The sequence below is a fragment of the Streptomyces sp. ISL-94 genome, assembly GCF_018614075.1.
Lineage (GTDB): Bacteria > Actinomycetota > Actinomycetes > Streptomycetales > Streptomycetaceae > Streptomyces.
The window spans coordinates 19,689-32,383 of sequence record NZ_JAGGOZ010000118.1; the positions used below are offsets into that span (position 1 = coordinate 19,689).

11 protein-coding genes and 1 tRNA gene are annotated in these 12,695 nt (G+C 66.6%); 6 read left to right on the forward strand and 6 right to left on the reverse strand.

All coding sequences use genetic code 11. The features are described 5' to 3' along the window. Positions 1-45 precede the first annotated feature (45 nt). The 6 genes from J7E94_RS30720 (at position 46) to J7E94_RS30745 (ending at position 10,045) form a co-directional block, all read left to right on the forward strand. The gene (locus tag J7E94_RS30720; protein ID WP_215020087.1) at positions 46-603 is read left to right on the forward strand and encodes a hypothetical protein; all 558 of its coding nucleotides are present in this window, start codon (positions 46-48) and stop codon (positions 601-603) included. Further along, positions 600-2,645: an Hsp70 family protein gene (locus J7E94_RS30725; protein ID WP_215020088.1), complete on the forward strand. Its 2,046-nt coding sequence runs from the start codon at positions 600-602 to the stop codon at positions 2,643-2,645. Before J7E94_RS30720 ends, J7E94_RS30725 begins: the two co-directional genes overlap by 4 nt. Positions 2,646-3,390: 745 nt before the next feature. Continuing rightward, positions 3,391-7,179 carry a tetratricopeptide repeat protein gene (locus J7E94_RS30730; protein WP_215020089.1) on the forward strand — a complete coding sequence of 1,263 codons (3,789 nt, stop codon included), beginning with the start codon at positions 3,391-3,393 and terminating at the stop codon, positions 7,177-7,179. Positions 7,180-7,183: 4 nt separating this feature from the next. Then, the gene (locus tag J7E94_RS30735) at positions 7,184-7,591 is read left to right on the forward strand and encodes a hypothetical protein (RefSeq protein WP_251057475.1); all 408 of its coding nucleotides are present in this window, start codon (positions 7,184-7,186) and stop codon (positions 7,589-7,591) included. Positions 7,592-7,766: 175 nt separating this feature from the next. After that, positions 7,767-8,003 (forward strand): hypothetical protein, encoded by a 237-nt coding sequence (locus tag J7E94_RS30740; protein WP_215020090.1) that lies wholly within the window; start codon positions 7,767-7,769, stop codon positions 8,001-8,003. A 644-nt stretch (positions 8,004-8,647) separates the two neighbouring features. Then, positions 8,648-10,045, forward strand: a complete 1,398-nt coding sequence (locus J7E94_RS30745; RefSeq protein ID WP_251057476.1) for a site-specific integrase — start codon at positions 8,648-8,650, stop codon at positions 10,043-10,045. A gap of 31 nt (positions 10,046-10,076) precedes the next feature. Here J7E94_RS30745 and J7E94_RS30750 read toward each other — a convergent pair. The 6 genes from J7E94_RS30750 to J7E94_RS30775 form a co-directional block, all read right to left on the reverse strand. Next, a tRNA-Pro gene (locus J7E94_RS30750) sits at positions 10,077-10,150 on the reverse strand. 108 nt (positions 10,151-10,258) lie between these two features. Next, positions 10,259-10,621: an MmcQ/YjbR family DNA-binding protein gene (locus J7E94_RS30755; RefSeq protein ID WP_215020091.1), complete on the reverse strand. Its 363-nt coding sequence runs from the start codon at positions 10,619-10,621 to the stop codon at positions 10,259-10,261. A 78-nt stretch (positions 10,622-10,699) separates the two neighbouring features. Further along, positions 10,700-11,245, reverse strand: a complete 546-nt coding sequence (locus J7E94_RS30760; protein ID WP_215020092.1) for a GAF domain-containing protein — start codon at positions 11,243-11,245, stop codon at positions 10,700-10,702. Beyond that, the gene (locus tag J7E94_RS30765; protein ID WP_215020093.1) at positions 11,242-11,862 is read right to left on the reverse strand and encodes an ATP/GTP-binding protein; all 621 of its coding nucleotides are present in this window, start codon (positions 11,860-11,862) and stop codon (positions 11,242-11,244) included. The genes J7E94_RS30760 and J7E94_RS30765 overlap by 4 nt, the downstream gene beginning before the upstream one ends. Further along, a complete protein-coding gene (locus tag J7E94_RS30770; RefSeq protein ID WP_215020094.1) occupies positions 11,840-12,253 on the reverse strand; it encodes a DUF742 domain-containing protein in 414 nt (137 codons plus the stop codon). The genes J7E94_RS30765 and J7E94_RS30770 overlap by 23 nt, the downstream gene beginning before the upstream one ends. After that, a complete protein-coding gene (locus J7E94_RS30775; protein ID WP_215020095.1) occupies positions 12,253-12,684 on the reverse strand; it encodes a roadblock/LC7 domain-containing protein in 432 nt (143 codons plus the stop codon). Before J7E94_RS30775 ends, J7E94_RS30770 begins: the two co-directional genes overlap by 1 nt. Positions 12,685-12,695 lie beyond the last annotated feature (11 nt).

Sequence of the window (12,695 nt, forward strand, 5' to 3'; positions counted from 1 at the left end):
TCGGACCGTGAAGTCGCAGAGGAACACGACAGGCACACTCCAGTGGTGGGCGACGCACTCGCCGACCCCGGCGTGCTCTTCGAGAAGCTGACCATGAAGTTGGCCTCTCAGGTGGACAAGGCAGCCTCCAAGGCCGGCCTGAAAGCATCACAAGAACTGTCCCGCAAGCTCACCGAAGAACTCGACGACGCCATCCGCGTGGCCATGTCCACAGCCGACAAAGTGGGCACACTGGTACGTCAAGCTGTCCAGGCAGCGGTGGACGACACCCTGCGGACCGCCGTGCTCGACGCTACTCGCGTCCGCGACCAGCAGTTGGCGCAACTCGCGCTGATCGATCGCACCGCATGGGGCACCGACGACATCGAGGCTGTGCGCCTGCGAGTCGACGCTGAGATGAAGCGAGCGGGACTCACTCGCCTGGCGACCCCAGCCGACCTGACGCCGTTCGACATCATGGATCTAGAGGAGCACAACGACGCGGCCAGTTACGAGGTTGTGTCGCCGGCATACATCGAGACGGCGACCGGCCGCGTCGTCCAGCGGGGCACAGCACGGACGCTGCCAACAGACAGCACTAGCGAGTCGAAAGGCAGAGGATGACGTTCGGAATCGACTTCGGCACGAGCAACTCGGTCGTCGCACGCTGGACGGGGCACGGCACTGAGGTGATCCGGGTGGACAGCGGGGGCCTGCCCGCCGAATGGAACCGCCCCGGCTTCGACGAGTTGTTTCCTTCGGTGGTCTCCATTCGCGACGTGCAGCGAACGCTGTGCTTCGGATGGTCTGCAAAGTGCGATACCGCAACACCCCAGGACGCGGTCAAGCGCATGCTCGCGTCCAGGCCCAGGGCCTCCTCGGAAGAAGACGAGAGCGTGCGCTTCGCCGTACCCGAAGAGCACAATGTCTGGCTGGGCAACGAGCCCTATCGGAGTACGACGGTAGCGGCTTCCCTGTTCGACCAGATGCGCGCCGGGGTCCGCCGCAATCTTCGGGAGATGGACGAGGCAGTCGTCACTGTCCCCGCCAACGCGACCGGCGCGGCCCGCTACCGAACACGGGCCGCGGCACGCCTTGCCGGCATCAAAGTGAAGGCTCTTATCAACGAGCCCACCGCGGCAGCCATCAGCTACGCCCACGACTACCCCGGCGAAGGATGCTTCCTCGTCTTCGACTGGGGCGGCGGCACCATCGACATCACGGTCCTCGAGCACTACGACGGCATCTTCGACGAGATCGCCTCACGAGGGATCACGGCGCTCGGCGGACTCGAATTCGACGAGGCACTTGTGAAGCTCGTACTGCCCAAGCTCGGTACGAGGCCTGAGCACCTCACGCGCGCGGAAGCCCTTCGCTGGCGGCGTCATGTGGAGCTCACCAAGATCGCACTGTCCCAGCCAGGCACGACGGAGGTCCTCTTCGAGCCGCCCGGCGGCGGCCGCGCCGTGATCATCCACCGCGAGGAGTTCGAGCAGGCGGTCGAACCCCTCGTACGGCGAGCTCTGGTGCCGCTGGAAGAATGCCTCAACGACGTCGGGCTCTCCCCCGACGCACTCGACGCCGTGCTGATGATCGGCGGAACCTCACAGATCCCGATGGTCCGTCGCGAGGTCGAAGAGTCACTGATCCGGGATGTCGTCGACGCGAGTTTGTGTAACCCCATGACGGCAGTCGCCCGGGGAGCCGCGATCACAGCCGCCGAGATCGACGGCCTGGTTCCGGGCACCACTATCTCGGTGGCCGCCAGCCATGATCTGGGCCTTGCCTTCCAAGCCGGCGGCCGTCGCGGATTCGCCACGTTGATCCCGCGCTACTCCACCCTGCCCGCACGCGGCAGCCGCAGTGCAATGCCCGCCGTTCCCGGTGCCTCAAGAGTCGTCCTTGAAATCGTTGAGGGAGACAGCGCCCGTGCCGCCGATGACGAGCGCACGTTCCCACTCGCCCGGCTCGAGCTGCCCGTTCCGCACCCCACGGCCGATCCCTCAGCCAATCTCTTCGACGTCGACTACCGATACGACCGCGATGGAATCCTCAAGGTCCGAGCCGTTCTGCGTCACGGGGGCCGCGAGATCCTCAACGAGGAACTCGACTGCTTCGGACCAGACGGAACGCCCATCGAGCGAGGCCTCGACCGTGAGCTGGAACGACTGCTGCGACGGATCGCCGAGCCGGCTCCCAACAGCAACGTAAAGTCGGCTGGTGCGTCCCAGGTAAACGCCGAACCGCAGGTGGAGGAACCCGGTCCGACCGCTCCGGCTCTGGTTGTTGACGGCAGAGCAGTCATGACGGCAGGGCGCACTGCGGCATCACGGCGACCGCCAAGTTACAGGCTGCTCACCTCCGCACTCGCAGCGATCAGGCAGCGCTTCCCGGACCGGCGCATTGTCACGGTCATCGGCACAGATGTGTCCGAGGCGGTCGAGCACCACGAACGAGACCTCCTGGACCAGGCCATCGCCGAAGGGGGCGTAATCCCCGTTCCCTCGATGTCCTCGCATGCGGTGCTCAACGTTGCGGGGCAGCTCGACGCACCAGTGGTATCAATGGAGAACCTGACACGGTTCCGCACTCCCTACCCCTGGCTCGCAGAGAAGGGGCGCTTCATCCAGATCGCCTGGGTGGACAGGCGCTGGCTGTTCCCGTGACCGTCTGGCGGGGCACCGCCGAGTGGCCCAGCCACCGTCGGCTGCCCTGCAGCCGGGCGCCCCACCGGATCGGCCCGGCCCCTTGCCCCGCCCTGTTCACGGCTGCGGCCCCTCCAGACCGAGGCGGGCCAGGAGTTCCTCGGCGAGTGGAAACAGCCGACGCTGTGGGCCGTGGTCGACACGGTGCCGGAGCTGATCAGCCCCAAGACTCGCGTCGCCAACCACGTGGCCGCACACTGGAAGAAGCCGCTGAACCAGACTCCAATGACTGCATTGGACTTAAACAAAGTTACTGGCTCTGGCTCACATCCGATCGTTGCGGAGCTACTGCACGTGCTGGAGTATGCAGCCCTCGACTCTGCATGTCGATGGATCGGAGGATGCCCGGCCCGATGTTCCGGTCCGCCGAGATAAAGACGCTCCCGCCCCGGAGCCAACTCGGCAAACGTCAGGCTAGAGGGCCTGCAAGCATCGAATCATCACTTTTCATGACGGCGGCAACAGACCGCGAGCTGCGGGCAAGCCCAGCGTCTCGTCTATTACTACCTCAACTGGGCGCCCAAATAAGGACCGGCAGAACGAAAGATTCTTACTCCTCCAGCGTGCCGGGTAATTGCCCAGGAGTTCATGATCGGTGGAGTGCGCCATGGTGGAGCGTCTACTGGTGGATTTGGGCACAGATGGCCGAGTGGCGGTGTCCGAGTGGCGCTCGGGGGAGGCGTTCCCGAGTCCCGTAGGCGGGCCAATGCAGCTGACTTGGCCGCTGGATACTCAGTCACTGGATGATCTGTGCTGGTATCTGGAGGAGTATCTGCGGGCCCCATTCGGGGTTTACAGCGACCGGGGGCCGCAGATTGCCGGCCAGTTGCCGGGATGGGGCGCCCAGGTATTTGAGGCCATCTTCGGAACCGGGCCTGCCAGGGATGCCTATATGCGGGCATGGACGCGGGCAGGCAGCGGGTCGCTGGAGATCGTGCTGCGGTCTGAATCAGCCCAGCTGCTCGGGCTGCCGTGGGAGGTGATGGCGGATCCAGGCCATCCCAAGCCGATCGCTCTGGGTTGGGCTGCGATGACGCGCAGCCTGCCTACAGCGAAGCTGGGCGAGGTGTTCACGGTCGAGGGTTCGCGGCTGCGGGTACTGATGGTGATCTCCCGCCCACGGGGCGAAGCCGATGTGGGCTATCAGATGATCGCCCGGCCGTTGTTGCGCCGTCTGGAGGCGGTGCGGGGGAACGTGGATTTGGTGGTGCTGCGGCCACCGACCTTGGAACGGCTCGGTGAGGTGCTGCACGAGGCACGGGAGGCGGGTGAGCCGTTCCAGATCGTTCACTTCGACGGGCACGGAGCCTTCGGTGAGCCAGCCGAGCCTGAGAGCAATTGGGGTCCGTCGACCTTCCAGGGTCCGGGGCCGCGGGGAATGTTGGAGTTCGAGCAGCCAGCAGGTGGTTCGGACTTGGTGCCCGCTGAGCGCGTGGCGCAGGTACTGGGACAGGCCCGGGTGCCTGTGGTGGTGCTGAACGCCTGCCAGTCGGCCATGGTCGGCTCGCAGGTGGAGGCGGCGGTGGCGACCCGATTGCTGCAGGAAGGCGCCAGGGCTGTCGTGGCGATGGCATACAGCGTCTACGCCGTGGCGGCGGCTGAGTTCATGACGGCGTTCTACGAGCGCTTGTTCGCTGGTGACCGGGTCGCGGACGCGGTGGCGGCCGGACGCCGGCGACTGGCACAGCATGACCAGCGGCCCTCACCGAAAGGGCTGCTTCCGCTGGATGACTGGATGGTCCCGGTCCTGTACTACCGCAGCGAGGTTTCCTTTCCCGGATTGCGCACTGAGCGGAAAGCCGGCGAGTCGACCGAAGCGATCCTGGACCGGATCAGCAAGCAACCCAACGACGGCAATGACGGCACAGCCAGCCCTGATGAGCGTCTGACATCGGATGGCGAATTCGTCGGCCGGGATGGCCTTCTTTACAGCTTGGATGTGGCCGCGCGGCTACAGCGGGTAGTGGTGCTGCACGGGTCCGCCGGCATTGGGAAGACTGAGCTGGCTAAGGCGTTCGGCCGCTGGTGCCGTGACACTGGAGCCGTCGACGCGACGGACTCGGTGATCTGGCATTCTTTCGAGCCCGGCCTGGCCTCCTTCGGCCTGGACGGGGTGATCAACAGCATCGGCTTGCGCATGTTCGGCACCCGATTCGCACTCCTCCAAAACCGCACCCAGCGTGAGACGGCGGTCAAGGAGGTACTGAAGCACCGGAGGCTGCTGCTGATCTGGGACAATTTCGAGTGCGTTTACACCATGCCTGACCCGACCAGAGCCACCCCGGCCCTGAGCGAAGAAGAACGTGGTGCGCTGCGCGGATTTCTCAACCACATCACTCGGAATGGCAAGAGTGCGGTCATCATTACCAGCCGCACCCCAGAGACCTGGCTGGGCGAGGTGCGTCGGATAGAGGTGCCCGGCCTGGAACCCGAGGAAGCCAATCAGTACGCTGAAGAGATCCTCGCCCCGTACTCCCGGGGCAGGCAGCGGCGCGCACAGAAGGCGTTCGGAGAGCTAATGCAGTGGCTTGAGGGGAATCCGCTTTGTATGCGGCTTATGCTTCCGCACCTGGATACCCGCGAACCGCAGGATCTGCTGGACGTCCTCCAAGGCGCCGTCCCCATGCCCGAAAACGAGAGCGACATACTGTCCGCCAGCGTCGCCTATTCCTTCGCCCACGTGCCCGCCGCCGACCAGCAGACACTGGCCGCGCTCAGCCTGCTCCACGGCGCCGCCGACGCCAAAGTCTTGGGAACCTTTTCACAGGATGCTGTGGCGCCCGGACGCTTCCGCGGTCACACCGCAGAGGACTGGCAGCAGCTCTTGAGGCGCGCAGCTGGTATCGGCCTGCTCACGGAGCTGGGCGATGACATCTACCGTATACCCCCGGCCCTGCCGGCGTTCCTCGCCGCCCGATGGCGCAACGAGGAACCGAAAGGCTACAGAGATCAGCACCAGGCAGCCTCTCTCGCACTGCTCAACGCCTATGCCGCCCTTTCCGAACGGCTTAAATATCGGCTGTCAGCTGGGGATGCCCAGTCCGCGATCGCCGTCATCGACACCCAGCGGCGGACTCTCGGCAGCCTGCTTGGTTATGCTCTCGATCACGCCATGTGGGAACAGGCCAAGCAAATCGTGGAACTGCTGGATACTTACTGGAAGGTCCGGGGGCTGTTCATTGAGGCAGGCTTGTGGCTCGGCCGTGCGCGGCTCGCCCTCGAAAACTCCAACGGCGCCCCACCCTGTCTGGATAGTGCCGCAGGCGCGCTCTGGCTGATCGTGGTCGAATCGGAAGCCAGCCAGCAGGTTCGGGCGCACCAGCTCAGCCAAGCCGAGAACACATACCAGGACATCCTCCAAGCCCTGCAGGAGCAACCACCCAGTAATGAACAGCGCAGCCACCTCGCGACCACCTATCACGGCCTCGGCAGGGTCGGCCAGGAGCGGGGGTGGCTGAATGAGGCGGAACAGTGGTACCAGCAGTCTCTGGCCATCAGAAGGGACCTGCGGGACCGGCCCGGGATCGCCTCGAGCTACCACCAACTCGGCATCGTGGCCCACGTACGAGGCCAGCTGGACGAGGCAGAACAGTGGTACCGGCAGTCACTCGCCATCAGAAAGGACCTGCGGGACCGGCCCGGAATCGCCTCGAGCTACCACCAACTCGGCATCGTGGCCCACGTACGAGGCCAGCTGGACGAGGCAGAACAGTGGCACCAGCGTTCCCTGGCGGTCAAGGAGAATCTGAGAGATCGACCCGGCATGGCCTCGAGCTATCACGAACTCGGCATGGTGGCCCAGTTCTGCAGGCGGCTGGACAAGGCGGAACGGCGGTACCTGCAGGCTCTGGCCATCGAGGAGGATCTTAGGGATCGGCCCGGGATGGTCTTGACTTATCACCAGCTCGGCAGGGTGGCTCAGGAGCGAGGGCGACTGGACGAGGCGGAACAGTGGTACCGGCAGTCACTCGCCATCGCCGAGGACCTGCGGGACCGGCCCGGGATCGCCTCGAGCTACCACCAGCTCGGCATCGTGGCCCAGTTGCAGGGGCGACTGGGCAAGGCGGAACGGCGGTACCGGCAGTCACTGGCCATCAGGAAGGACCTGCGGGACCAGCCCGGAATCGCCTCGAGCTACCACCAGCTCGGCAGGGTGGCCCAGGAGCGAGGGCGGCTGGACAAGGCGGAACGGCGGTACCGGCAGTCACTGGCCATCAAGGAGGGCTTGCCGGATCGGCCCGGGATGGCTTTCAGCTACGGGCAGCTCGGGCTTCTCTCTGAGGAACGAGGCGACCCGCGAGAAGCCCTGGAATGGATGGTCAGGTGTGTGGCCTGCTTTGAGGAATTCCCTCACCCCGCGACTGGGCCGGGCCCCGAACTTCTCAAGCGCATGGTGTCGTCACTTGGGTTGGAGGCCCTTGAAGAATCCTGGCAGGCGGTCACGGGCGAGCCGGTGCCCCCCTCGGTTCGCGACTACGTCCAAGGTGATCCGTAACCCCATGACTGATGGAACAGGAGACCTGTCCATGACCCATCCGGTTGAAGCTGGCGCCCGAGCAGCGGCACGACGCCTTACGACGCCGAGCACGCCCGCCCTTCTCACCGATGTAGAGGCCGCCTTGCACGGCCGCAGGGCGACAGATCGACCCGATCAGTACGGCGATCCCATCTCCCTCGGCGCTCTGATCGTCAGCATCGCCAGCCTCGCCTGGACAATCTATAACGACCGTAAGGAGGACAACCCGGCTCCTCGCCGAGACGTGATCACCCGATGCATCCGCGTCCAACTCGACCAGTCCGATGTGCAGCGTGTTGCACTCAGCCCGGTAGAGCAGGAGCGGGTCATCGACGTCACCGTGGAAGAGACACTGAACTCGGCCCAACCCGAGCAACCGCGCCGCGAATAGACACCGAGCCAATTTCAACCATATGGCCCACGGCTCCGGAGAGGGCGCTTATTAGGGAGACGCACCTCAAATGAGGTGCCTGCTTGTCGGCGGTAGGTTCGATCTCCGAATCTATTCACCGAAACCGACTCCTTCGGAGAGGTTCATATCACCGCACTTCGAAAAGGAAGGAATCATGAACAGCTTCTACGAAGACCAACCCACGGCGAAGCTGTCAGGAATGCTTGCCATTGCGGACGGCCTCAGCGACTTCAAGTCCTGCGATGAGATTATCGACGTTCTACGGGCACGCCATCCTGAAGTCCGCGAAGCGACTCTCAAATGGGCGAAAACTGGGAGTTTCGAGGGAGAGAGCGACCTGCATCAAGTCGTGATCAAGGTTTGCTTTAGAGCGGCAAGGGATCACGGGTGAGGAGCGTCTCGAAGCTCTCCCCACGGCACGCTGACCTTCAGTCGGGGAACGGGAGAGGGATGGGGAGCCTGCCCCGGGTGCAGCTGGCCCATCGCATTTCAGAACAGGTCGCTATGGTCGGAGCGAGGCTATTCATCGCTGCCATACCACTTGGCGGGACACCGCCGCCGGCCGAAGTCCGCTAGGTCCGGAAGTCACGTCAGCAGCGTCGCTCACAGCTCGGGGTGGGGGAGTCAATGCACTGGGTCCGCGTCCGCAGGCCTCACCAGTCGCAGGACATAACGAAATAGCACCCTTGCTCACTTCGACAATCGGCGCAGAGCTCGCCGGTTGGACTGCCAGACCGACCCTTCTCAGGTACCAGGCACTCACCCGATATTCTGCACACATACATGACACCGGCACGCCTTCGCCGCCATATCGAGGCATTGGCGAACCGACTTGGCGAACAGCGTCCGCTTGGTCGTGCACTTCAGTGGACGTCCGGTGCCTGCCGTGTCGCCCGGCCTTCACCCGAGCGATATGGGCCCTTGTGGCGCTGACAAGGGAAACTCCCTGGTCACGGTCGGTGTGACAGCCGTGGTGGTCGCCCGTGGTCGCAGGCTGGAAGCATCCACTTCCCCCTCCTCACGGAGGCGATCCCCATGCGTACCAGCGTCGGCCGTGGCCGTATCTACCGCCGCTGCGGCTGCAGGGACACCCACCACCAGCTCGGTACACACTGCCCTCGCCTGCTCACCGACAGCGACCATGGAACTTGGAACTTCGCCGTTGACGTCCCCACCCCAGCCCGTCGCCGGACGACGGTGCGCCGGGGCGGATTCCCCAGCCAGGATTCAGCCGAGCAGGCCCTGCGCCGGTTCCTCGAAGGCGAGGCCGGCGGATACGACGCGGACCCCAACCAGACGGTCGCCTCCTACCTGAACGCCTGGCTGACCGCGAAGGCCCTTGTACTGAAGCCCACCACCATGGCCCGCTACCGCGACTATGTCCGAAACGACCTCACCCCCGCGTTCGGCACCCTCAAACTCGACCAGCTCGCACACCGCCACATCTCGGCCTACGTCACCTGCCAGCTCGCCGCCGGCCGCGGCCACACCACCCTCTACCGCTGCCTGGCCACCCTCTCCAGCGCCCTCGGCGACGCCGTCCGCCAACACCGCCTCCCCCACAACCCGGCCAGTCCCCCGATCCTGCGCCGCCCGGCAGCGCCGGAGCGACACATCTGGACAGCGCAGGAGGCCGCCCGCTTCCTCACGTACTGCCACCAGGCGGACCCGGAGATGGCCGACCTGTTCGAGTTCCTCATCGGCACTGGCCTGCGCAAGGGCGAAGCCCTCGGCCTCCACTGGAACGACGTCCACCTGACCGAAGACGTCCTCTACGTGCGCTGCACGCTCTCGGCCATCGACAACAACCACCTGGTCATCACCGCGCCGAAGACCCGATCGAGCCGAGGCTGGGTGGCCATCTCACCCCGTGTCGCCACCGCCCTCCGACACCATGCACGAACAACTCCCCTTACGCGGGGCGATCCCGACGATCCGTTCACCGGACTGGTCTTCTGCCGGCCCGACGGCCGTCCTCTCGGACCGCATCAGGTTCTGGACCGGCTCCACCAACTGTCCGAGGAAGCAGGCGTCCCGCGGATCACGGTGCACGACCTGCGTCACCTGGCCGCCACGATCACGATCACCGCCGGCGTTCCCCTCACCGTGGTCTCCAAGACGCTGCGGCACTCCACCCTGTCGACGACCGCCAACCTCTACAGCCACCTCACCCAGCAGGCAGCCCGCGAAGCCGTCGACACCATCGACCACACGCTCACCGGAGCCGAGAAGGCCAGCCACAAAACGAGCCATACATCGTGGCTGCGACCACCACGCGACCACATCCACCGGCTCCGCGAGGTTGTGCGCCGACTCCGCTCCCCCGCCGTTGCCGGGTTCAGTGCCACGGCCGACCGGGCGCAGACCGGACGTGCGACCACACTGCGACCACCACGCCCCCGGACGCACGAAAGGCCGCCCTCCCATTTCTGAGAAGACGGCCTCCGACCTGCGTAAAGCACAGTCGGGACGACAGGATTTGAACCTGCGACCCCTTGACCCCCAGTCAAGTGCGCTACCAAGCTGCGCCACGTCCCGATGCCCGCTGACCTGGGGTTTCCCCTGGTTGAACGTGCAGGAGAACAATACCGCACTTCGGAGGGTGGTCGCGCGCACCTTTCCGTGACCCCTCCGGGAGGTCGCGGCTCAGCCCGGGTCCGGGGCCAGCTCGGGGTGGGCGGCGGCCAGGCGTTTCGGGGCCGCCTGGAGCCAGGAGTCGGTCAGGATCGCGCGCAGCTCGGCCTGGTCCTGGACGGCCGCCAGGCGGATCCGGAGCCAGGCGTAGTTGTCGTCGTGGCCCGCGCGCACGAAGAACTTCTCCGGCTCGGCCGCGATCAGCTCGGCCCGGTCCTCTTTCGGACATTTCACGCCGATCGAGGTGTCGTCGTCGGAGAGCGCGACGAAGATCTTCCCGCTCACCCGGAAGGTCGGCATGCCCCAGGCGAGCCTTTCGCTGCTGTCCGGGAGCGACAGCGCGATCGTGCGGACGTCCTGCGCGGTTGCGGCCATACCGCGTCTCCTCTCCGAAGCCGGCCACCGGTGACCTTTTTCGGATGACCGTAGACCCCGTCCTCTTCTCCGGCCGTCTCAGCCGCGCCGGTCCTCCCGCTCGTGGAGCAGGGCCACCAGCTCCGCCGCCAGGGCCTTGGCGGTGGCGAGTCCCTCCGTCCCCCACCGGCGCGGCACCACGTCCACCGCGCACACCGTGCCCAGGACGATCCCGCGCCGGTCCGTCAGCGGCGCGCCCACGTACGAGCGCACCCCGCTCCCGTCCACCACCGCGTTGCCCGCGAAGCGCGCGAAGTCCCGTACGTCCTCCAGCACCAGCGCCCGCCGGCGCACCACCACGTGCGGACAGTAGCCGTGGTCCCGGGCCAGCACCCGGGCCGGGTAGCCGCTCGCCGGGGCGTCGGACGCGTGGTGCAGGCCGGCGAAGAACTGCCGTTCCTCGCCGATGAAGTTGACCCCGGCGTAGGGCGCGGCCAGTTCGTCCGCGACGCGCCGGGCGAAGGCGTCCAGTTCGGTGTCCGCCCGTTCTCCCAGGCCCAGTTCGCGCAGCCGGACGACGCGGGTCGGCGCCTCCCGGTCCACGGGTGTGAGCAGCAGGTGTCCGGTCGATTCGTAGTACGTCATGACGGTTCCCCCGACTCCGAAGACGAAGAGCTGGTTATGGATGCGGATGCGGATGCGGACATGCACAGAAGATGGCGGACCAGGGCGGCCAGCGCCCCCGTCCCCGAGCTCGCCAGGCGCGCGTCGCACCGTACGACGGGCACCTCGGGCCCGAGCCCCATCGCGTCGCGGACCTCGCCGGGCGCGTAGCGGTGACCGTCGTCGAACTCGTTGACGGCGACGATGAAGCCGATGCCGCGCCGCTCGAAGAAGTCCACGGCGGGGAAGCAGTCGGCCAGGCGGCGGGTGTCGGCGAGGACCACCGCCCCGAGCGCGCCGGCGCACAGCTCCTCCCACAGGAACCAGAAGCGGTGCTGGCCGGGCGTGCCGAAGAGGTAGAGCACGGTGCGCCGGTCGAGCGTGATGCGGCCGAAGTCCAGCGCGACGGTGGTCGTGGTCTTCGCCTCGACGCCGTCCAGCGGGTCGGCGGTCTCGCTGAGGTCGCTCAGCAGCTCCTCCGTACTCAGCGGCTCGATCTCGCTCACCGCGCTCACGAAGGTGGTCTTGCCCGCCCCGAAGCCCCCCGCCACCAGGATCTTCAGGGTCGCGGGAGCGTCACAGTCGTTTGCGTAGGCCATCGAGCACCGCCTGGAGCAGGTTCTGGTCGTCGGCGGCGAACGCGCCGCCGCCCGGGAAGCGCGGCGCCTGCGCCATGACGGCCCCGTGTTCCATCAGATCGGACAGCAGCACTTTCACCACCACCGCGGGCAGGCGCAGCTGTCCGGCCACTTCGGCGACCGTGACGGCCGCGGCGCCCGCGCACAGCCGGAGCGCGAGGGTGTGTTCCGCCCCCAGCGGTACGCGCGGGCGTACGCCGGTGGCCGTCACCAGGGAGAGCAGGTCGAGGGCGACGCCGGGCCGGGTCCGCCCGCCGCTGGCGGTGTACGGGCGCATCACCCGGCCGGCCGAATCGTCGAGCCAGGGCGTGTCCCGCCCCTTCGCGTACGCCCCCGTCGCGCGGGTCCTCATCACTCCGGGTCGGCGGCGGGCCGCCGCGGCGGGGCCGCCAGGTACGGTCGGACGCTCTTGACCAGCATCGCCATCTCGTAGCCGAGCACCCCGGCGTCGGCCTCGCGGTCGGCGAGCACGGCCAGACAGGTGCCGGATCCGGCCGCGGAGACGAACACGAGCGCGGTGTCGAGTTCGACGACGACCTGCCGCACCTCGGCGCCGTCCCCGAAGCGGGAGCCGGCGCTGCGGCCCAGCGAGTACAGGCCGGAGGCCAGCGCCGCCATGTGGTCGGCGCTGTCCGGGTCCAGGCCGTGCACGCAGGTCACGAGGCCGTCGGCGGTGAGGAGTACGGCGCTGCGCGTGTACGGCACGCGCTGCACGAGGCCGCTGAGCAGCCAGTCGAGGTCCGAGAGCCGGCTGCCGGTCTTCGTCGCCACTTCGCCGCTCATGGGGGTGAGCT

Bases quoted from the DNA above. Each gene is read 5' to 3' on its own strand.
- J7E94_RS30765 (WP_215020093.1), bottom strand. From the start codon at position 11,862: ATGGCCTACGCAAACGACTGTGACGCTCCCGCGACCCTGAAGATCCTG.
- J7E94_RS30770 (WP_215020094.1), bottom strand. From the start codon at position 12,253: ATGAGGACCCGCGCGACGGGGGCGTACGCGAAGGGGCGGGACACGCCC.
- J7E94_RS30760 (WP_215020092.1), bottom strand. From the start codon at position 11,245: ATGACGTACTACGAATCGACCGGACACCTGCTGCTCACACCCGTGGAC.
- J7E94_RS30755 (WP_215020091.1), bottom strand. From the start codon at position 10,621: ATGGCCGCAACCGCGCAGGACGTCCGCACGATCGCGCTGTCGCTCCCG.
- J7E94_RS30740 (WP_215020090.1), top strand. From the start codon at position 7,767: ATGAACAGCTTCTACGAAGACCAACCCACGGCGAAGCTGTCAGGAATG.
- J7E94_RS30775 (WP_215020095.1), bottom strand. From the start codon at position 12,684: ATGAGCGGCGAAGTGGCGACGAAGACCGGCAGCCGGCTCTCGGACCTC.
- J7E94_RS30735 (WP_251057475.1), top strand. From the start codon at position 7,184: ATGACTGATGGAACAGGAGACCTGTCCATGACCCATCCGGTTGAAGCT.
- J7E94_RS30730 (WP_215020089.1), top strand. From the start codon at position 3,391: ATGCAGCTGACTTGGCCGCTGGATACTCAGTCACTGGATGATCTGTGC.
- J7E94_RS30725 (WP_215020088.1), top strand. From the start codon at position 600: ATGACGTTCGGAATCGACTTCGGCACGAGCAACTCGGTCGTCGCACGC.
- J7E94_RS30745 (WP_251057476.1), top strand. From the start codon at position 8,648: ATGCGTACCAGCGTCGGCCGTGGCCGTATCTACCGCCGCTGCGGCTGC.